The sequence below is a fragment of the Vibrio sp. V38_P2S17PM301 genome, assembly GCF_009904845.1.
GTDB lineage: Bacteria > Pseudomonadota > Gammaproteobacteria > Enterobacterales > Vibrionaceae > Vibrio > Vibrio proteolyticus.
Window position 1 is genome coordinate 1 of sequence record NZ_WXWO01000043.1, and the last position, 21,773, is coordinate 21,773.

Genomic DNA, 21,773 nt, shown 5'->3' on the forward strand with positions numbered 1-21,773 from the left:
GCTATCATTTCATGAAAAAAACCTTAATTAATATTTTATTTATTATCATTATTGTTAGTGTTATTTTGCCATCGTTTGTTTTTGCCTCAACAGAAATCAATACGTTGGCTTCGAGTCAGCCAGCCTCTCCTTTGACAGCGCAACAAATGTTTCATGACGCTGACCTGGTGGTCAAAGGCGTCATGCTGAGTCTAATCGCGATGTCGGTCGTGTCCTGGACTCTGTTTATCGCCAAAACCTGGGAGCTAAGCCGCCTTAAACGAACGCAGTCTCAACAAAAACAGGTAATTGCTATGGCAAGGGATGCCCAACACGCAGATCTCCTTTGTCGCAAAGCTGGTATCAGTTGTCCGATGCTCTCCGTTGCCGTTAACGAGATGGCCAGCAGCAATAGCATGTATTGGCGTGAACTACAGGATCGAATCAGCACACTCTCCTACCAATATACTTGTGCTCTTAAAACTCAGGCCAATAAACACACCGGAGTGTTGGCGACCATTTCTTCCACGGCGCCTTTTATTGGCTTATTTGGCACAGTATGGGGAGTAATGAACAGTTTTATGGGTATCGCCACGACTCAATCAACCGACTTGTCTGTGGTTGCTCCCGGGATAGCAGAGGCCCTGCTTGCAACAGGTGTCGGGCTTTTCGCCGCTATCCCAGCTGTCATCATCTACAACTATTTCACACGACAGATCCACACAATCGGTTATCTGGCGAACGATCTTGCCATAACGATTGATGTCCTGACTTCCCGCAGTTTGAGTAAGAGCCATGAGAAAGCACTACACGTCTGATGATTGCAACGAAAACAACGAAATCAATATCACCCCTTTTATCGATATCTTACTGGTGTTGCTCGTCATTTTTATGGTAACCACATCCGTAAGCACAACACACATGAATATACGGCTTCCCGAACTATCGCAGAAAATGCCACCCGTGACGGCTCCCCCCACCAGCATCACGATAAATAACGCCGAGAATTCACTGTTGGTTGACGGTCATAAGGTGCTGCTGAGTGAGTTACCAGACACATTATCTGACTTGGTGCCTGACACAGAAGCTACCATTTTCGTCAGTGCAGACCGCACTACCGCTTACGCGCGTATCATGGAGGTGTTAGACATACTGCAACAATTGGGTTACACCAGCATTTCATTGATGGCAAATTCGAAGTAAAAAGGCCCCGGTTCGATACCGTGAGAACGTTCATCAAAAGTTAAAATTATCAGAATTCCGTTGTGATATTGCAGCGCTACGCTGGTTTTAAACAAGAGTGGCGACAATTTCATCAAGAGAATGAAAGGATTGATCTTAGGGCTGTTATGCGCAGGCATGTTGTGATTTAATCATTGACAGTTAATGTAAATTCTGGGGAAAGGACCTATGAGTAGTGTATTTGAAATCGTAAGTCAGGCACGCCGAAAAAATAAACTGAAACGTGAGCTATTGGATAATGAGAAAAAAGTTCGCGACAACCGTAAACGTGTTGATCTGCTTGAAAACTTGCTGGACTACATCAAACCAGACATGAGCCATGATGAAATCGTTGCGATCATCAAAAACATGAAAGCAGACTACGAAGACCGTGTAGACGATCACATCATCAAAAGTGCTGAAATTTCAAAAGAGCGCCGTGAGGCCAGCCGTCGTATTCGTGAGCTAACTGAAGCCGACAAGCAAGTCACTCAAGGCAAAAAATAAGTCAGGTGAATGATTCAGCAAGCCCGCAAATACGCGGGCTTTCTTGTATACAGGGAACTTATCTTTCAACAGTATTGGTAATTACATTTTTGATAATAGCGTTAAACGTTTGCGTAATCGCTAACCTTCTCCGTTCATTATTTTGGGGCTTTTATCACACATTTAGCACTGTTATAGTTCAAACCAGTTAATTAAACAGACCATTCGAGGCATGGAGCTTCCTCAATAATCTCACGAAGAGAAGATTGGTACCCACACTGACACTGTGCGGCATATATAAGAGGGTCAAATAATGGACATGAACATGGTTGAAATTATGGGTTACGCAGCCTCTATCATGGTGGCGATCTCGCTCACCATGAAAGACATCGTCAAACTGCGCGTACTTAACTTTATTGGTTGTGCACTTTTTACCGCTTACGGTCTGATGATCGATGCATGGCCAGTTGTTGTGACCAACGGTTTCATTGCCTGCGTCAACGTCTACTTCCTGACTAAAATGCAACAAGAAAAAAAAACCGGCAGTAGCGCTGAAAACGTTGCATAACAACTAATCAAATGAACCTAAAAATCCCCGGAGAGCGACTCTGGGGATTTTTGTATGTATCAAATGTCATCTGGTAACTTTCGTTGTGCGTAACGCAAAGGATAGCGAGTACTTGGTCGGAAGAATGGTACCAGCTTGTGAGCCAGTTTTATGATTATATTGGTCGGCGCATAGCTGTAACGCTTGGCATCAATGACCCACGTTCCATTACACTGATTTAACGTATGCAATCCATCTGGAAATGGGGCCGACGGTGTCAACTCCTGCCATTCCCTCTCTCGATATTCATCGCGACTGAGCGACTCAATACGCATCAATAGAATGGAACGGCCGTACACTGAACCTTCTGATGTCTGTGCTACCCGGAAAAGTTGACTGTTATGCTGCAAAATTGCACCGCCGTTTCGGCCACTTTGGGGACTATCCGCAATCGGAGACTGGGGGTGTTCAAGAAACGTTGACGTCAACTCATCAGCCCGGTACAAACGCTGCTTGGTTGGGGCTTCATTGCTGGACGTAAAAAGGTAACAGCCATCCTGATGCGGATACAGAACACTGTCGACATACTCGTGACCAGAAAGCAAATCCCGGACATAAATAAACTTTTGATTTTCCGGTTCAAAACGGTACAGCTTAATTACCTTTTGATCCGACGTTTCCGGTATCAGATACAACTCGCCCTGATACTCAAACATATAGGGAAACGAAACATGCCCACTCTGTGCATTGATATCGCTAAAAAAATCGTATTCCTTGCCTGCTAAGTCGAAACATTTCAGTTTCCCCTGCCCGACGAAATAGCTATACACTTCAAATGCGAGATAAGGCAGGCCATCAAGCTCGAATAAAAACGGATCCGCCTCAAACGAATAACCGGCGAAGTTGTACCAGCGTACCTTCTGATAAAAATCCGCGTCTGTGAAATGGCTGTCTCGTACCACACCGATCTGCCATTCCTCCAGACGAAACAACTTATCCACTATCGCTTTGAGCATCCGTTTGCTCCTCCTTAAATGCCAGACAGGTCTTTAAACCAATCCCACACACCAAATGAGAAGTGCTTGAAAACATCAATACCAAGCGCCGACTTGATCAGATATAACGCCAGCAGTGCCAGTACAATAATCGCGACAATCCCCAACGTAATGGTCGCGGTTAACAAAAAATTCAGCAGCCGCGATTTCTCATACCGAACGGCACGCCGCCGATCGCGTCCTGCAAGTAACACGAAGTAATAACGTTTACCAATCCAGGGAATGGTTTTCCTGACATCCAGAGGATGCCGGGTGACTAACCCCATCGCATCGATGGTTCGTTCAATTTCGTTGCGCTGTGACTCATCCAGGCTATCTGCCACGTCTTTATCCAGCATGTGATAGAACTGCTTAACGGCTTTACTTCGGTTATCGATCACTCTTTTACTTTCCTGCTGCTTTGTTCCAGACATTCAGTGTCTGCTGAGCTATTTCTGCCCAGTTGTATTTTCTGAGATACGCTGAGTAATCACAGCGCTCCCCGATGTGGGCCTGTTGTAACTTATCGGCTAAGGCATCCACGTCCGATACTGGGAAGTACACGCGATCTTCCAGTTTCACTTCTTTATTCGCGGGGATATCACTGACAATAGCTGGCAGTGAATATGACATTGCCTCCAAAAGCGCTATAGGTAACCCTTCATGGTAAGACGGCATGACATATAGCCCAGCCTGAGAGAATATGGTCTGTAACTCATCACCACTGACAAAACCAGTCAACTGCACGCCTGGTGTCGTTTCAGCCCGGTGTTTCAAATTCTCACTGTATGGCGTCGGATGATCAGCGTCGCCGACCAAAACCAAAGGTTGTTCAATGTTCGCTTTCTGATACGCACTGATCAGGTCATGAAAACCTTTTTCTTCAACAAACCGTCCAACAGCAACAATATACGATTTCTCGGCCAAACCATGTTTGGTCAAAATTTTCTGCTGAACGCTCGCATCTATAGGTCGTGGTTCTCGCACACCGTTATGTATCAAATGAGCATCAAGGCGACCGTATTTTTGTTTTATTAAATGGTTGATCACTTCTGAAATGACGATCACATCATTGGCATAGGTCACCGCCATTTTTTCACCAAGTTTGAGTATCGCTTTGGCAAACGCTCCCCACTTCTGGCGATCATAATCAGGGCCATGATGAGTGAAGACTACCCGCTTGCCCAGTAATCTTAACAGTGGCACAACCAACCCTGGACCAATAGCGTGTACCTGAACCACTTTTGATCCATCAGTCAGGGTGGTGAGAGCGGCCAGAGTGGAATGCAAGATGGCTTCCAGCGATTTCTTTTGGGGTGCCCAAACCGATTTAAGCTGAACCCCATGATACTCGCTCCGCGTGTACTGCACATAAGGAGATCGTGCAATCACAGTAATGTCAATGTCCAACTGACTGGCCATTTCCGGATAGAGGTTCTGACAATGGGTTTCCACTCCGCCTAACACATCGGGTATTCCGCGCGTGCCGAGTACAGTAACTTTCATGACGTTTCTCCTACCAGAGATTGATACAATGCCAGCAGATGCTGCTGATGCGTAGCTAAGGTATATTTTTCTTCAAAGCGATGACGCGCATTAACCCCGAAACGATCAACCAGCTGTGTGTTGTTCGCCAGGTTGTCCATGGCACTTGCCAAAGATTGCGCATTGCCCGCTTCGAATAACCGCCCTTCAATGCCGTCACGAACTTGCTCAGGAATACCGCCGATATCAGCCCCTATCACTGGCTTGCCATACGCCATGGCTTCAATTACCGACATAGAACAATTCTCGTAGCATTCAGACGGTACAATTACCGCCGTTGCATTGCGAATCAACGCATGCAGCTCATCACCACTTTTAAACCCGAGCATATCGATATTGTCATACCGTGCACTGATCTCGTCATACAACGGGCCGTCACCGACCAACTTCAGTGATATATGACGCTGGCTCAGTTGATAAGCATCGGTCAACGTTGCTACGCCTTTTTCTTTACTCAGGCGTCCCAGATACAGGAAGTAGCGGCCATCTTGAGACTGTGATGCATCAATGGATTCATCGATACCGTTGACGATCACCTCGATACGATTATCCGGCAACTTCTGGCGAATAATCTTCGCCAGAAACTCACTCGGAGAGACAATCACATCTAACTGGTGATAGTTTTTCGCCAGCGACTGAAATGTTGCTTCTATCGACAACAATAAACTCTTAAACGCAGAGCCTTGCTGGCAACGGTAACGAAATGCGTTCCATACGCTTCCTTGCAGACATGCTTCGCAGGTGTGGCCATCCCGGTACATCGTGTAGCTCGGACAAGCAATTTTCGTGTCGTGTGCCGTTAATACTGTCTTGCAACCATGATTATGCGCAACTTTAATAATCGATGGCGTCAATTGATGATAAATATTGTGGAAGTGGACAATGTCCGGCTGCTCCTGCTTTAGGAGTCGTGCCAGCTTTTCACACGCCTCCGTATTATGAATAAAGTGGATGGCCGTCTGTATCTTTGAAGAAAGCGAGTGCCCACCATGATAGTCGACGTTACTGACGAAAAAGTCTGAGTATGGCGATTGGAGATTGTTTTCATGTTGCATCGCAAAATCAACCACCTCGATGCCCGCTTGTTTTACCCGTTGCCGCTCCTGAAAAAACACCGTTTCAGCGCCACCTTTGTGAAAGAAAAACTTATTGACCATCAATACTTTCATCTCATTTCTCTCTCACGTTGTGTTCTGGTGCAGCCATTGGATCTTTGACCGGACGAAACAGTCCAACAAAGAATCCGACAGAATGCATGCTGAGATTCAAGATGCTATAAGCACCGGCTTTAACAGAACGATTCCGCACAGTTTTAAGGATAAAAAAGCCCAATAATGGGATCAGCGCGAATCCCACTAATGCCGGATTCAGACTCAACAGAGACAACGCAATCAGAGTGAGATAGCCACCAAACAGCAAGGCATTTTTTACCGTGAACAAAGCTTGCTTAAAATGCGACTTACCAAACGCGCCTCGCAGCAACTCGCCCGAACCGAACAGATAGCCGCTGCGCCAACGGTGGGTGAGCAACGCCAATGTCGACAGATCATAAGAGTGGTGGTAAAAGTATGGCACATTCAGACGATGCAGTTTATAGCCGGTTAACGTCAGGCGCATACCCAGTTCGGCTTCTTCATACGAATGCAGGTTTCGGTTGGTCAGGTAACCTATATCATCAACGGCGGCTTTACGATACATTCCGCCACCACCAAGGTGGTCGCAGTCTCCGATCGGATAGATTGTCGCCAGTCGTTGCTTACGTGACTGAAACTCGTAGCTGACGGCCTCATCCATTTCAACCGTGCCGGCAACGCCTGCGTATTCCGGGTTTGTCTGCAAGAAATCCAAAGCCAGGCGAATGAAACCCGCTTCAAGCTGCATGTCACCGTCCATCAGCAACAAAAACTCTCCCCGAGCATGCAAATACCCCAGTTGATGTCCGACCCCACAGCAACGTTCATCCGCATGGCGCAACGCGATCACCGTTGCCCCATGCTGCAAAGAAATCTCCTGAGTGGCGTCGGTCGACAAACTGTCCGCAACCAAAATTTCGTAAGGCAAACTTAACGCATCCAACTGAGTCCGGATACTTACAATGGTGTTGGCGATACCAGCCTGCTCGTTAAATGTTTTGATGATCACGCTGATCATTGGTTTTTCAGTCATATCACTGCGTGCTCGCGGTTAAAACAGACTTTCGGATGACCAAAATGGCCCCCAGTGAAAAATAAAAAAGAAATTGATACATAGGTGTTAGCATCAGAATCTGGCTGTACGGCAAGCTCAACAGTCCGGCAAAAATAAACGCAATATATGCGGGCTGCCAGGACAGCAGTTGCTTATCCGTATGGTTTAGCTCTTGGCTGGCGAGCAACGGCCTAGGAAACGCAATCTGGACGGCGTATAAGACAGTCATCACGTAGAACAGGGTTCCAAACAGGCCGATTTCCCACAACATCATACTCAACGATGTCGAGTCCAACAGCAGGTTAAATACGATGTTGAGGAAACCGGGCGCGACGCTACTGCCGTGGTTTGTGGCGTTCAACCCATACCCAAACAACTGACTTGGTAACCCATATAAATCGCTGTTGTTGAACCAGAAAAACAAGGTAGTTAAACGTCCTAACTCCCCTGACGGCATCACGTAATTGGGGTCAAAAATGTAGTCGAGTGATGTGATAAAAATATCCAGTGCGCTGGTGGTCGGATCCGCGCCGAGCGAAGAAACGTATGACGCAGCCAAAATTGCAATCGCAATCGCGATCAAACTGAACACGCCACCAATGATGGCCAACATCATTTTCAAATCGTAGCGCTTCATTCCCGCCACATAACTTGGTGCAAACCAGACAAACGCCAGAAGCAAAGGTGAAATCAAAATAACAAATTTCACCTCACCTACAATGCACAACAAAAAGGCGGCGCCAATATGCAGGGCGGTGCTCTTTTTGCTGGCGACGCCATGTTTGTATTCTGAGAGCTTAAGCAGCATGATCAGCATACAAAAAAGCCCCATGGCCGCAGTATTTCCGCCTCCCATAGGATCGCCACCAAATGTGCCAACCACGGAATCCCATTTTTCGTATTCACCTTTAAACGCGACTCGCTGGGGTACTACCACTAAGATTTGATACGCAATTACCGGAAACTGAAGGTAGAACACCCAATACAACGCTTTTGTTACACGATACAACTGTGACTCACGGCAGAAACCAAGCAACATGCAAAGCATCACCAAGCTCAACGCCAGCTCATTTTTGAGTCCAACAATGGTAACAGTGAGCCCACTTTGCAAGACGGTCGATATCACCGCCATCGCAAAGAAGCCAACAAACAGCGTCATCGTGACAAGCTCTTGGGGGTCAAGAGCGAACGCACTGTAACGCGTCTGCATCATCAACAGCCCAAGCATCAGAAACGCAAGAATAAATGGCAACCACAGCACCGCCCCGATGCCAGTAAAATACTGAATCAGACCACACGCTACCAAGGTGGCAAAAGTATACAGTTGCAAGAACAAGCCATTATTCAATGTCACGCGGTGGTTACCCCTTCAGCCCGTTTCAAACTGCGCGCCCTTTGATTCACGCGTACGTAGATAAACGCGTAGCGCAGCGCCGACAACAGAGCGAACGCCAACACCGAGTAGGCATAGTCGTTATAGAAATACGGAAGAACGACAAACGCCGCCGCCACCACCAATAACTGCTCGACCTGAATGCGTAAAAAATATTTGGGAGATCCAAATACCAGTTCAATCACCGTAAGTGGGCACACCGCCAACGCTGGAAAGAGATACGGCAACATGTAACGGGATGTCGGAATTGACTCAATCCATTCATCACTAAACCCGAGCTGCATAACGATAGGGTAAAAGATAAACACTCCTGCCGAGGCAACCAGCCCCAACAAAAACAGCAGCTTGCGGACTTTAATGAATTCATCGTAATTAAATCGACTGTTGCGAAAATCGATCGACCATTTGGAAAAGATTGAGTTTCGAACAGCGTTACCGACAATGATCACAGGCGCAAGACAAAACCGGCTGACCACTGCAAAGTACCCTGCCGTTAACGCCGAAAACCAGAAGTTGATCAGAATTGTCGGGAGATTCGAATTGGCCATCGCCAGCACTTCGGCGCTGCCAACTTTCATGATGTGGCTGCGATTTTCCAGGAAAAATTGCCAGTTGGCCGCTGGCGTCCACTGTGACCAGGTTAACGCTTTGAAATCAATCGAGTAGCTTAGCCAAAGCACAATCATGATCAACAGCATAGCCGCCCAAAGCTGGTAAATTTGTGTGACACTGTGACTCAGTAAAATGGCACTCATCACCACCAGTGATGCAGACATTCTCTGCAGAGCCAACAGTTTCATTTTTTCGACTCTGAGCAACAAGTTTTCAGAGACCAAAATCCAGGCATGACAAAGCGTCAGCACATACAAAATCGTTACTGACCTATTGAAGATCATCGCGACAGCTATTGCATAAGGAATCGCGATGATTGTCGTCTGAACTAAGCAGAACACAATGTTCTGTGACAAACATTCTTCTTGTTGTTTGGGCAGAATTAACTGAGACGCAAACATACACACTTGTGCGCCAATCAGAACAATACTGTATGTCAGCGCATAGTTGCCCACCTCGGCCATGCCGTAATAGTGGGAAATCAGCCAGATCGAAAGCGCACCAATCGCCTGAGACATCACAGAAGAGCCGGCGATTGTGGTGATGCTACGAATCAAACTCATGCTTGCTCCAGCGTATCCAAAGCAAGTGACGATCCCTGAGCAACAAATGCTTTGCTTTCTTCGCTTTGCAGATCATCATCGTTGACCTGATTTAGCACACCAAAGACGCTTTGCTCTGCCGACATCGTTAACTTACTCAGTTCACGCGTCAGTTCCGGCGACTGATGCTGATTGGCTTTGACCACCACCACCAGAACATCCAACACTCGAGATACCAAAAGAGTATCCTTGCTCTCTTCCAGCGCTGGCAGATTCAGGATCAGTTGATCATATTGTTGCGATAGCTGATCTATACAGGCCGTAAATTCATCACGGTCAAAAAAGACCAGAGGCGACTCATCCAGCTCACCGCGTGCGACAACGTCTAAATTTTGTCGAACACCAACAATTTGCTCCTTACCCAACTGGTTGACCAACGCAGAAAAACCGCCCTGCTGTTGATTCTCTTTGGCCGAGGCGAGCACCATTGGGTGCGAAGCCCGGTAATCCAGATCCACCAGCAGTGTGCGTTTCTTATCGCTCATCGCATCAGCCAGTAAACGGCACAGCGAAGAGGCTCCTTCATCCGTGAAACAAGACGTTACACCCAGCACTTTCATCTGCGGTACAGCGTCGAGGTGAATTGCGGCATTAATACCGTGGACAATCTCAGCTGAAGCCGGGTTTTCACTGATGCGACGCAACCAGTCACCTTGGGTTTCGAATTTGGGTAAATCTCCCGCGCTGTCCAGACCCAATCTGCCTCGCAACTGACCGAGATGGGTAATTCGACGATCCAACGCGGCCATAACAATCACTGCCAACACACTGAGAATAAATGTCATGACGCACACCATCGCGATCAGCAGTGCTTTATTCGGTTTCTGTGGTTTCTCCGCCACCACCGCCGGATCGTATATCACGGCATCCGACTCACGGTATGTCGACGTCAGACTTTGTTCTTTCGTGCGTAAAAACAGTTCTTTGTATAAATCTTCGGTCTTATCGAGTTCAGTTTTGAGATCATTGTAGTGATCACGCTTGGCCACCAACGCTTTGTAATCTGTGGCTTGGTTATCCAGTAATGCTTTATACCGCTGCTCTTTAATCAATGCTGCCTGATATGTCTTCTGTAAACCCTGTTTCAATTCATTCAGTAATAGATAAGTCTGCTTTTTGATGGCATCAATCTGCGCCTGGGCCTCCTGAATCTTATTGTGTTTGGGGCCATAACGACGGCTCAAATCTGACAAGCTACGCTGAGCCTGAATCAAGGCAATACGTAGATCCTGAAGTTGAGCGTGACCAGAGATCTCCGGTAGCGATGCCAGGTTCTCAATCGGTCCATTTGCAATTTTCAACATGGTCTCGTAGTCCGCCTGAGCAGCCAGACGGCGCTCTTTCGCATCCGCGTATTTATTGGTCGTGATGCCGAGATTCTCAGTCTCAAAACCATCGATACCACGAAATGTCAGCAAGCCTTGTTGATTCAGATAATCCGCCATCTCTTTTTTCTTGGCGTCGACCTGAGCTTTCAGCTCTTCCATTTGCTGCGCATTCCACACCTGTGCAGCTTTGGTTTTTGTTATTTTCTGCTCAATGGTGTAGTCGACAAAAGCCTGAGCGACACCGTTGGCTATCTCTGCCGCGCGTTCTGAAGAGGCCGATTCATAGGAAACGTAAACCAGTTGAGTACGCAATATCAGTGTAAATGACAGGTTTTTCCGCAATGTTTTTAGCGCATTCTCTATGCGGGTTTCTTCTGATAACGTCCACTGGCTTTCATCGTTCTTTTCATCGCCATTGAATGCTTCATCTTCCTGCAATTTCAGTGACGTGATGGCTTTTACCAGAACAACGCGCGATTGCATCAGGTTATATTGCGTTTCGTAGTACGGATCGCGTGTGGAGTCGTAACCGTCGATTTGCTTGAGCGGTGTGGCGTTATCTTGTTGCGCTTTGATCATGACCGTGGCCGTCGAAACGTACTTCGAGGTCATTTGAGCCACCAAAGGGACGGAAATACCCGTCACGATTACGGTGGCCAACGTCACTTTCAGCCAATGCTTTTTAAGGGCCCGAAGAAACGGCGTGAAATCAATACTACTTTCAAGCTTGCGGCCACTTTCTACCAATGAAATCGTCATATTAGAAAAAACTCTGTTCAACTATTACCGTGTCACCCGGGTTAACCGGATGTGTCAGTTTTACATTCTTTATCAATTGGTTATCAGGCAATCGAATGTTGATATCTCCACGGTCCGCCCGATCAGTAAAGCCCCCTGCCAAAGCAATGGCTTGTTCCACCGTCAATCGAGGTTGATACTCATATCCGTTAGGGCTGGTTACTTCTCCGGTAATGTAAAACTTACGAAACTGTTCCAGATTCACCGTTACCATCGGGTTTCTTAGATAATCGCCACGCAAACGGGTTTCGATATCGGTTTCGATCTCAGCAGGTGTTTTGCCCGTCAGCCGCACATTCCCGATGTAGGGGAAGTTAACCTCGCCGATTTTGGTCACCTTGAGTTTCATTGACATATCCGGCTCGCCATAGACCAGAATACTGATCTGATCACCAGTACCAAGGCGATAATCGTCATTGGACGAGTAAACCTCAGTTTGGGCTGGCGAGGATGAGCTGGGTTCAGTGCCTGCTTGCGCCCAAGGCGACACCAAAAACATCACAACTAAAAACTGTACTAGCCACTTCTTCATTTAGATTTGAACCTTCATTGTCAACTGCACCACACTTTGGTCATAACCCAGTGTTCGCTCTACAGGAGTAGTTTGATTGGCACCGATAAAGAATGTATCGGTGTCTTTGTTGGAATCTTTCATGTTGTACACATAGCTCAACTCAAACCGGATTGAGGGACGAAAATCGTAACCAACTAACGCTCTGACGGTCTGAACATTGTCTCTGCGATTATTATTCGTGACCCGATAGTCTTCAGTAAGATAACCGTAGGCAAGCTTGGTAGACAGTCGGTCAACCCACCAATGATGCTCCCATGACGCGCCCACTTTGGAATCCAGTATGTAGCCCCCTTCTTCCGACGGATCTTTCACCTTTTGCCAGGTATACAATTCCAGCATAGAGTGTTTCAATGGTTTCCATTGCGCTTTGATATCCCAGTTTAATCCGGTAAAGCTTTCGGCCGCAGGGTTATTATCAAAATCCTTGTACAACAAAGCGATATTTCCTTCTATCCAGGTTTTACCGGTTCGTTGTGTTTGAATACCGTAAAGCAGGTAGTATTCACTGGTGTCTTTCAGTTCATTCACGTCATACTGACGATAATTGCTAATGAACGAGTAGCGAAAGCGGGTCCTTGACGAGTATTGATCAAACAGCTCGACAATCAGGGAATTCTCGCGCCATTCCTGTTCACGAATGTACTGCCGAAAGTCCTCTTGGATGTCATCGGTATCCCGAAAAGAAAGATCTTTCGTTTCGACTGCGACCTGCAAGCTGCCGCGCCCCTCAGGTGCGCCATAACTGTATCTAAGCTGCGAGTCGACCAGTGAGGTTTTGAGCGCCTGATGAATATTGAAATCTTGATACTGACCGTACGTAAAACCTTCGGTTGTCTCTTGTCCGCGAGCCTCATGGCCCAGTGTTTGTGCAATATTCCAGTTCAGCCCATGGCGTAAGCCAAAACGCCACTTTCCTTCAAACATGTAGAAATGATCGTTGAAATCATCGTCTTCGCTGCTGTTGTAACGACGATAATTGCCGTTATACATCAGGTAATAACGATCTTCTCCACGCTCTCCCGTCGCCTGGATCATCGGCGACAACTGGTAATAGACAGAGGAAACCGCCTGTCCTTCCGGTGTTTTTTCTGCCTGATACGTAACATTACTGTCGTGGCCGTAATCCAACCCAACCTGGCTCTTAAAATCAATGCCTAACGGACCAATATGAGATTTCGGGGTAAGGTCTGCCCAGACAGGCTGGCTCACCAATCCAGCAAGCAATGCACAGTTAGTAAGCCGTTTCACTCACAAAACCTTTAAACACAGTTAAAAAGATTATTTTCAGATCAAACCACAATGACCATTCCTGCATGTACTGAATGTCGTACTGGACGCGTTTTTCCATTTTGTCGACGGTTTTGGTTTCCCCTCGATAACCGTTTATTTGCGCCCATCCGGTGATCCCAGGCTTAATTTTGTGGCGAATCATGTAATTATCCACTATCACCCGATATTGTTCGTTATGAGCGACTGCATGTGGTCTTGGCCCCACAATCGACATCGTCCCCTGCAACACGTTAAAAAATTGCGGTAGTTCATCCAGAGAAGTGCGTCGAATGAAGGCACCAAACTTGGTCACTCGCGGATCGTTTTTCGTGGCCTGAGTCACTACGACTGAATTTTCCATCACTTTCATTGAACGAAATTTCCAGACTTTGATTTTTTTCCCTCCCAATCCATAACGATCCTGCTTAAACAAAATCGGCCCGGGGGAACTGAATTTGACGCCCAATGCAACAAACAGCAGAACGGGAGAAATCAATATCGTTATTGCACCGCCGATGATGATGTCTTCGATGCGCTTGATCACTGCGCCGATACCATCAAAAGGAGAAGAAAAAACACTGAATGTCTGCACATTACCTACCGTATTGATCTGCGATACCGAGAGGTTGTAGCTGTACAAGTCAGGTACGATGGACGTATCCACTGTCGTGTCTGACAAGCGATCGAGATAATCCCGGATACGATCTTTCGCCACCATAGGTAACGCAATGTAGACATCATCCAGTTCGTTGTTTTTCGCTTTTTCAATTAATCCGTCTACCTGGCCGCGAAACGGGCTTTTGATCAAATAGCTAAAGCGCTCTTCTGAACGGTCATCATAAAACTCAATCTTCACATCTTTTTTGCGGTAATCGCGCAACAATGCTTGTTCAATAGCAAGCCCGGCCGGAGTCAAACCAACAATCGCAACCCGTTTCGTCCGCCGGAATGTCCGGTAGAGCTGTAAGCCTATTAGGCGCACCGATAATAACACCAGGATACTAGAGACAATCCAGATGTCGTACATACTGCCCTTTAAGTTGTTTATCGCAGAGCCTTCCATGCCGTTTAAGGCATGCTTCACAACAAACATCGTGATGTAGGTCAAAAGGGCCGTCATCACAAAGCGAGCAATCAACCGCCGCACACGCATCGGCAAACGCAGCTCATACAACTTGGTATTTTCACCAAATAACACGAACAAAATACCGAATATAACTGCCGCTGAGATATCAACTATTGTTTCATTTTTTCCTGACTCACGGATGAGCCAGGTTAAAGAAAAATTGATGACACAAAAATCGATAATTTTCACGACAGTTGCGTAACCATTGTCGACAAATTTTAACGTGTGACGGGATACCATTTACGCCTCAAATAAAAACCAATTTCGAATCAGGGAAACAAATAGAATTTGAATAAAACCATCTGGTTAGCATAGACCATTCCCTAGAGATATCATTAAATTAGCGTGATTTGTCCCTATTTTTTGGATGGCTAAATTACACAAAATATTTCTTGTCACGTCAAAATTTTGTCAATTATAGAAAAAAGAAAAGGCCTTGCCGGAATACTCCGGCAAGGCCTGTCAACACCCGTTAATTATCATTCATCATCAAGTGGAATTAATTTTGTGTTCCCACCATGCGCTTTTTCTCGCTGACGTTGTACCAGAGCATAGAAACCCGGAATGAGGAACGTTCCCGCAAGTAATACACACAACAACCCGCCAACTAAGGATATGCCCAGAGAATTCTGACTGACATGCCCGGCCCCCGCAGCAAAAATAAGCGGGAATATCCCCAGAATGAATGACCAAGAGGTCATATTCACCGCCCTGAAACGTAATTTCCCGCCGGTTACTGCTGCTTTATCAATAGCAACATCTCGCTCTTCTCGCTCAATTTTGGCAAACTCGACGATCAAAATCGCGTTCTTTGCTGCCAGTGCGATAAGAAGGACTAAACCAATCTGGGCATACAAATTGAGAGGGGTTCCCGTCAAATTCAATGCCAGGAAAGAACCAAGTGTCGCGATCGGCACGACCAGAATGATCGCCAGCGGAATGCTCCAACTCTCATATTGCGCTACCATAAACAGATAAATGAAGATCAACGCCAGTGCAAACGCAAAAATCGCCTGATTACCCGCTAACACTTCTTGATACGCCATCCCTGTCCACTCATATTGGTAGCCCTGTGGCAGCATGTCAGCTGCGACACGTTCCATCGCCGCAATTGCGTCACCACTGGAATACCCAGGTGCAGCCTGACCCTGAATGATGGCACTGCGATACATGTTGTAACGCCAGGCGACATCAGGCTCAAACACTTGTTCATAACTGATCAGCGTACTCAAAGGTATCATCTGCCCGCTTGCCGAACGTACATGGAATCGCTGCAAATCGTCCATACTGCTACGGTGATGGCTATCTGCCTGAAGCGTCACACGAAAGTTTTTTCCGAACATAGTGAAATCATTCACGTACAGCGACCCAAGGTTACCCTGTAGCGTTTGAAAGATTTCAGACAGGGAAATGCCCAGTTGCTTGGCCTTTTCACGGTCAATATCCACGTAGTAGTGCGGTACGTTGGCTCGGAACGTACTGAAGCTGAACGCAATCTCAGGCTGGGCATTGGCGGCCTGAATAACGTCATTCATTACAATGGCCAAGTCACTACGGCTGCGCCCTAGCGTATCTTCCAACACAAACTCGAACCCCGACGCCGCGCCCATGCCCGGAACCGCAGGTGGGCCCATAGCAAACACCACTGCCTGAGGCAGTTCTTTGGCAGCCCGGGCATTAACACGCTGAACGATCGCGCTAGAGGAATGATCGCCATTCAAATTATTGCGGGTTTCCCAATCATGCAATTTAATGAACATCGACGCCCCGTTAGATGCCGCCGCCCCGGTCATAAACGAGTATCCATTAGCTACGGTGACACCATCCACGCCTGGCTCTTGTTCAATCATTGCCATCAGTTGTTCGGTGACTTCTTCTGTGCGAGACAAAGAAGCAGAGTCTGGCAATTGCACATTGACCAGCATGATCCCCTTATCTTCCTGAGGCACAAATGCGGTTGAGGTGGTTTTCGCAAAGAAGCTCACCGCGGCTACCGCAACAATGAAAAACACCACCAGTAAAGCCGACTTCTTCACCAGAAAACCGGCAATTTGACCATAACCGGCGGTCACTTTATCCAACCCACGGTTAAACGCTTTAAACCAGTTCGCGGTGTTGCCGCCTCCTTGTTTAAGAACCAATGAACACAGCGCTGGCGACAACGTCAACGCGTTAATCGACGAGATCACGACCGAGATACAGATGGTCAACGCAAACTGGCGATACATGATCCCAGTAATGCCCGGCAGCATCGCAACGGGAAGAAAGACCGCCAAAAGCACGAGTGTTGACGTGATGATCGGCCCAGTCACCTCCTTCATCGCTAGCAACGTTGCTTTACGAGGTGTGATGTTCGGGTCGTTCGCCATGGTGGTGTCCACGTTTTCGATCACCAGAATCGCATCGTCCACCACAATGCCAATAGCCAGAATTAAGCCAAACAACGTAACAGTGTTGATGGTAAACCCGGTCGCCAGCATCACGGCAAACGTACCGATCAGCGAAACAGGAATGGCCACCACTGGTATTAATGTGGCACGAGCACTACCCAGAAACAGATAGGTCACCGCGATCACCAGCAAGATGGCCTCAATCAGGGTTTTAACCACACCTTTAATCGATTCCGCCACAAACACCGTCGTGTCATAACTGGTTTCGTAGGCCATTCCTTGCGGGAAGGTGTCGCTCATTTCAGACAACAAAGCCATCACCGCCTTACCACTTTCTAGCGCGTTGGCATCCGATTGCAACGACAGTGCGACGATAGAAGCATCCTGGCCACGGAATTTACCCTGGCCATCGTAGAACTTTTTACCCAGCTCGATACGCGCTACGTCTTTGAGATAAACCGACGCACCGTTACGGTTGGCACGCAGTACGACATTCTCAAACTCGCTAACCGTTTCAAGACGACCTTTCGTAACTAAGTTAAACTGAACTTCCTGCGCATCGTTGTAGGGTGCTGCGCCAATTCGCCCTGCCGCGACCTGAACGTTTTGCTCGGCCAGAGCCTGATAGATGTCGGAGGTGGTTAAGTTGAGATTGGCCATTTTTTCGGGGTCGAGCCAGACACGCATCGCGTATTCGCCGCCCCCAATCACATTAACCTCACTGATGCCTTTCACCCGTGCGAGCTGATCTTTGACATTGAGATTGATGTAGTTAATCAGAAACTGGTCGTCATACTTGCCATCTGGTGAATAGAAATTCAGTACCATCAGCAAGTCGGGGGAACGTTTTTTTACGGTGACCCCCACCATACGCACTTCTTGTGGCAGTTTGGATTCAATCTGCGATACCCGGTTCTGCACGTTGACCTGAGCCATGTCAGGGTCCGTACCGACGTCAAACGTCACCGTCAGGTTATAAGACCCATCGTTGGCCGATTTCGAAGACATGTAAATCATGTTCTCGACACCATTAACCGACGTTTCGATCGGGTCGGCAATCGCCTGTTCGACAACTTCAGCGCTCGCACCGGTATAGAATGCAGACACACTGACCGACGGTGGGCTGATTTTCGGATATTCCGCGATCGGCAGAATAGACAGCGCAATGGCGCCGGCCATGGTCAGAATGATGGAAATAACCAGCGCAAACTTAGGGCGCTGGATGAAAAAACGACTTAACATCTGAGCACCTTAGTTATCTTGTTCTGACTGAGCAGTATCCTGGATCCGGACACTCATTCCATTTCGCACGCGCTGTAAGCCTTGAGTGATCACCATATCATCTGGCTGCAAACCTTCCCGGATAATGATCCCCTGCTGGGTTTGGTCACCCAACTTAACATTTCGTCGCTCTGCGATATTGTCCGGAGCGATCACCATGACAAAGTTGCCTTCCAAATCGGTTTGTACAGCGCGGCGTGGAATCACCAATACGTCACGATTTTGCTTTTCACGCAATTCAACTCGCACATGCTGACCTGGAAGCAATTGATGATCTGGATTATCGACGACCGCACGCATCGCAATCGTACCGGTATTGAGATCAATACGGTTGCCTAAATAGTCCAGTTTCCCAACGTGGTCAAAAGGTTGGCCGTTCTCCAGCATCAACGCCACTTCCACTTCGTTTGCTTCAGCTTTACCGTTCCCTTGGATACGGTCGATACCAAGCGCCAGGCGTTCACGTTCACTGAGACTGAATGAGGTGTGTACCGGATCCAGACTGACCAGCGTCGTCAACACCCCTGTGGAAGGCGACACCAGATCACCGGTACTGACTTTACTGTCGCTGATCCGGCCACTGAACGGGGCACGGATCTGCGTATACGACAGGTTTACTTTCGCTAGTTTAAGCTGAGCACTGGCGGCTTCAACCTGAGCCTCCGCACTGAGTCGCTGAGCGGTCAGATTATCGAATTCCGACTGAGAAATACTGCCGCGAGGCAATAGATTTTTGCCGCGCTGAAAGTCAAGCTGCGCCTTTTTCAACGCTGCGTTGGCCTGAGCCAGTGATGCATTAGCGCTGGCAAGTTGTGCCTCAAAGGAAGACGGTTCAATGCTGTACAGCAATTGGCCTTTTTCGACCATTTGACCTTCTTCAAAATGGCGCTGTTTCAAATAACCAGATATCTGGGCGGTGATCTCAGTATCTTCGACCGCTTCAATGCGACCAATGTAGTTGCGACTGTGCTGGTAAGGAACGACGATGACATTTTCCGCCGTGACCAGAGCGATCGGTGACGTAGGTTTCTGTGCAAACTGTTCACCGCACCCAGCCAGAATCAGAGCGCTGGCGAGCGTGGTTATGATGAGCTTTTTTTTCATGGAAAACCGCTGAATAGATTGGAACAAGGAATAGGAACCTAATCAACGGTATCATCAGAAATGTCTGAAAAAAATCAAAGCCGAATGTCGTTTTGTATCAAGATATTGCTGTTGATTTTTCTTTGCTTTCATTGATATTTTTTAATAATTCCCGCGGCGAATCCCAAGTGTAAACCAATTCAGGAACCTGATTGCCACACGGAGCATTCCAAAGGCGGCACAGTGAGTTTTTACCACCAAGATGATTATAAAATTCAACCGCTTGATGGTTGTTTTCCATCACTTCAAGATACACGCCACCATCAGAAAAGTATTGTTCAATCCACTCAGTGATTTCCGTCAGCAACCGCGTTCCCAGGCCACGACCACGGAAACTTTCGTCGACGTGTAAAGCATCAATAATGGTGCCTTTTTCAAAGTCATGATTGCCAAAGGCACAAACGAAGCCACACAGTAGGCCCCCCTCTTCGAGCAGCAGGACATGTTGGTTAAAAGGGGGATTAAGGAGTCGTGTTTGCCAGATGGCGGTGCGCTCTTCCAGCACCTCATTCATCAGGTACTCATCGCCAAGAATGCCGTTATAAAAAGTCCGCCAGCTTTGAGCATGAAGTTGTGCAATTCGTTTATAGTCGCGATATTCCGCTACTTTCAATTCCATATTTGGTTCCTTATTACTTCCTGTAATGATTTACCGAACGTTCATACTATTCATTTAGGCCAAAAAAGCCAAACATTCCATTCACACTTTTTACAAAGTAAATTTGACTTACACGTGTACGCTGATATTCTGGCGAACACTTGTTAGCTCAAAGGAAATTCCAATGGAAACGCAAAATAAACCGCCGCTGATCTGGCTGAACGTGTTTATTTTCTCTTTCAGCATGCTGTTGGCCACCGTTGCCGCTCCCTGGTACGGATTTGAGCTCGGTTACGGCAGTGAGCACTGGATCTGGCTTCTGATTACGTTTTCTTTTTGTAATCTGTCGATCACTGCCGGGTACCACAGATTGTGGTCACACAAGGCTTACGAAGCTCATTGGAGCTTGCGATTCCTATTTGCACTGGGTGGCGCTTTTGCCCTTCAGAATAGTGCGCTGCACTGGAGTTCTGACCATCGCGTCCATCATCGCCATGTCGACGACAACGACAAAGATCCTTATTCCGCTAAGCTTGGCTTCTGGCACTCACACATTGGTTGGATGTTACGCCATTACAACAAAGCGACCTACTCCGATTACAGCAACTGTCGTGATCTTCAAAAGGATAAAATCGTCATGTGGCAACATAAGTACTATGTTCCACTTGCCATTCTGATGAACATCGGCGTTCCGGTTGCATTGGGCCTGATCTATCAGGATGTGGGGGGGATGTTACTGATGGTGGGTGCTGTTCGTCTGGTTCTGAATCATCACACCACGTTTTTCATTAACTCTCTGGCACACATCTGGGGCAGCCAGCCCTATACAGACAAAAATACCGCGAGAGATAACGGTATTCTGGCCTTTTTCACATTCGGTGAGGGGTATCACAACTACCACCATATTTTTGAAAACGATTACCGTAACGGGATCTTATGGTGGCAATACGATCCGACCAAATGGTTAATCAAAACATGCGCCTGGGTGGGACTGGCAGGCAAGTTGCGTAAAGCACCTCAGTTGAGAATTGAAAAAGCCCGCGCACAAATGAAGCTTCAGACCGCTCGTTTCAATATCCAGCAGTTGCCAAATTATCAGGCGTTAAACGAGCGTCTGCAAACTGAGTTCGATTCGCTACTGCAAAGCATGAACGAATATTACGAAGTGAAAAAGCAGCTACTGGAGAGTAAAAAACAGGATATGGTGCGCCGCTATGAGCATTCCCTGCTGAAAGTTCGTTACCAGCAGATGAAGCAGACCCTGGAAGAACGTCGCCAATCCTGGCAATCGTTGACGGCTCAGTACGCATAAATGTAAAAGAGAAAAATGGGGCTTAAAGCCCCATTTTGATTAGTCTAGCCACACCGCGTCGTTTTTGACGGCAACTTGCCACACTTTCACCGGTTTATCCGGCTGTTCAATACAACGGCCATCGCGTAAAGAAAAGTGTTGTTTGTATAGTGGCGACGCTACACACAACTCCCCCCCGACATCACCAACAATCCCACGCGCCAGAACATGTGCCCGGCCGATAGGATCCCAGTTCTGGATCGCAAATACCCCTTGTTCTGGCACCAGAAACAGAGCCACCTGTTGTCCCTCGATCATCGCGACCCGACCGTGAAAAGGCAACAAAGCACTTAAATTACAAATTTTCAT

The 21,773-nt window shown here is 47.4% G+C and carries 20 protein-coding genes; 5 read left to right on the forward strand and 15 right to left on the reverse strand.

The features are described 5' to 3' along the window. From exbB to CAG64_RS09665, 4 genes are all read left to right on the forward strand, one after another. On the forward strand, positions 1–797 hold a 797-nt coding region (gene exbB / locus CAG64_RS09650), incomplete at its 5' end, for a tonB-system energizer ExbB (protein WP_161489307.1). Next, complete coding sequence (locus CAG64_RS09655; RefSeq protein ID WP_161457442.1) at positions 775–1,182, forward strand: ExbD/TolR family protein; 408 nt, start codon at positions 775–777, stop codon at positions 1,180–1,182. The genes exbB and CAG64_RS09655, both read left to right, overlap by 23 nt. A 207-nt stretch (positions 1,183–1,389) precedes the next feature. Further along, positions 1,390–1,707 (forward strand): DUF496 family protein, encoded by a 318-nt coding sequence (locus CAG64_RS09660; protein ID WP_021705230.1) that lies wholly within the window; start codon positions 1,390–1,392, stop codon positions 1,705–1,707. 292 nt (positions 1,708–1,999) lie between these two features. Next, entirely contained in the window at positions 2,000–2,254 is a 255-nt protein-coding gene (locus CAG64_RS09665) for a YgjV family protein (RefSeq protein ID WP_021705229.1), read from the forward strand. Positions 2,255–2,313: 59 nt separating this feature from the next. Here CAG64_RS09665 and CAG64_RS09670 read toward each other — a convergent pair whose 3' ends face one another. The 14 genes from CAG64_RS09670 to CAG64_RS09735 form a co-directional block, all read right to left on the reverse strand. Next, positions 2,314–3,249 carry a glucosamine inositolphosphorylceramide transferase family protein gene (locus tag CAG64_RS09670; protein WP_161457443.1) on the reverse strand — a complete coding sequence of 312 codons (936 nt, stop codon included), beginning with the start codon at positions 3,247–3,249 and terminating at the stop codon, positions 2,314–2,316. Positions 3,250–3,263: 14 nt separating this feature from the next. Then, complete coding sequence (locus tag CAG64_RS09675; RefSeq protein ID WP_040902556.1) at positions 3,264–3,701, reverse strand: hypothetical protein; 438 nt, start codon at positions 3,699–3,701, stop codon at positions 3,264–3,266. Further along, positions 3,673–4,773, reverse strand: a complete 1,101-nt coding sequence (locus CAG64_RS09680; RefSeq protein WP_161457444.1) for a glycosyltransferase family 4 protein — start codon at positions 4,771–4,773, stop codon at positions 3,673–3,675. Before CAG64_RS09680 ends, CAG64_RS09675 begins: the two co-directional genes overlap by 29 nt. Next, complete coding sequence (locus CAG64_RS09685; RefSeq protein WP_161457445.1) at positions 4,770–5,981, reverse strand: glycosyltransferase family 4 protein; 1,212 nt, start codon at positions 5,979–5,981, stop codon at positions 4,770–4,772. Before CAG64_RS09685 ends, CAG64_RS09680 begins: the two co-directional genes overlap by 4 nt. A gap of 1 nt (position 5,982) precedes the next feature. After that, on the reverse strand, positions 5,983–6,978 hold the full coding sequence (locus CAG64_RS09690) for a glycosyltransferase (protein WP_161457446.1): 996 nt from the start codon (positions 6,976–6,978) through the stop codon (positions 5,983–5,985). Between the two features lies 1 nt (position 6,979). After that, the gene (locus CAG64_RS09695) at positions 6,980–8,353 is read right to left on the reverse strand and encodes a capsular biosynthesis protein (protein ID WP_161457447.1); all 1,374 of its coding nucleotides are present in this window, start codon (positions 8,351–8,353) and stop codon (positions 6,980–6,982) included. Continuing rightward, positions 8,350–9,567, reverse strand: coding sequence for a lipopolysaccharide biosynthesis protein (locus CAG64_RS09700; protein ID WP_161453746.1), 1,218 nt, complete (start codon positions 9,565–9,567; stop codon positions 8,350–8,352). The genes CAG64_RS09695 and CAG64_RS09700 overlap by 4 nt, the downstream gene beginning before the upstream one ends. Further along, positions 9,564–11,693 carry a GumC family protein gene (locus tag CAG64_RS09705; protein WP_161457448.1) on the reverse strand — a complete coding sequence of 710 codons (2,130 nt, stop codon included), beginning with the start codon at positions 11,691–11,693 and terminating at the stop codon, positions 9,564–9,566. Before CAG64_RS09705 ends, CAG64_RS09700 begins: the two co-directional genes overlap by 4 nt. A gap of 1 nt (position 11,694) precedes the next feature. Beyond that, positions 11,695–12,264, reverse strand: a complete 570-nt coding sequence (locus tag CAG64_RS09710; protein WP_161453748.1) for a polysaccharide biosynthesis/export family protein — start codon at positions 12,262–12,264, stop codon at positions 11,695–11,697. Beyond that, positions 12,265–13,554 (reverse strand): capsular biosynthesis protein, encoded by a 1,290-nt coding sequence (locus CAG64_RS09715; RefSeq protein ID WP_161457449.1) that lies wholly within the window; start codon positions 13,552–13,554, stop codon positions 12,265–12,267. After that, on the reverse strand, positions 13,538–14,941 hold the full coding sequence (locus CAG64_RS09720) for an undecaprenyl-phosphate glucose phosphotransferase (RefSeq protein WP_161457450.1): 1,404 nt from the start codon (positions 14,939–14,941) through the stop codon (positions 13,538–13,540). Before CAG64_RS09720 ends, CAG64_RS09715 begins: the two co-directional genes overlap by 17 nt. A 239-nt stretch (positions 14,942–15,180) precedes the next feature. Next, a complete protein-coding gene (locus CAG64_RS09725; protein ID WP_161447701.1) occupies positions 15,181–18,333 on the reverse strand; it encodes an efflux RND transporter permease subunit in 3,153 nt (1,050 codons plus the stop codon). 9 nt (positions 18,334–18,342) lie between these two features. Continuing rightward, a complete protein-coding gene (locus tag CAG64_RS09730) occupies positions 18,343–19,476 on the reverse strand; it encodes an efflux RND transporter periplasmic adaptor subunit (RefSeq protein ID WP_161447703.1) in 1,134 nt (377 codons plus the stop codon). 97 nt (positions 19,477–19,573) lie between these two features. Then, positions 19,574–20,134 carry a GNAT family N-acetyltransferase gene (locus tag CAG64_RS09735; RefSeq protein WP_161447706.1) on the reverse strand — a complete coding sequence of 187 codons (561 nt, stop codon included), beginning with the start codon at positions 20,132–20,134 and terminating at the stop codon, positions 19,574–19,576. A gap of 163 nt (positions 20,135–20,297) precedes the next feature. Here CAG64_RS09735 and CAG64_RS09740 point away from each other — a divergent pair, with 163 nt between their 5' ends. Next, positions 20,298–21,425, forward strand: coding sequence for an acyl-CoA desaturase (locus tag CAG64_RS09740; RefSeq protein ID WP_161447708.1), 1,128 nt, complete (start codon positions 20,298–20,300; stop codon positions 21,423–21,425). A gap of 39 nt (positions 21,426–21,464) precedes the next feature. On the opposite strand, the gene nirD is transcribed toward CAG64_RS09740, so the two are convergent. Further along, a complete protein-coding gene (gene nirD, locus CAG64_RS09745) occupies positions 21,465–21,773 on the reverse strand; it encodes a nitrite reductase small subunit NirD (RefSeq protein ID WP_021705213.1) in 309 nt (102 codons plus the stop codon).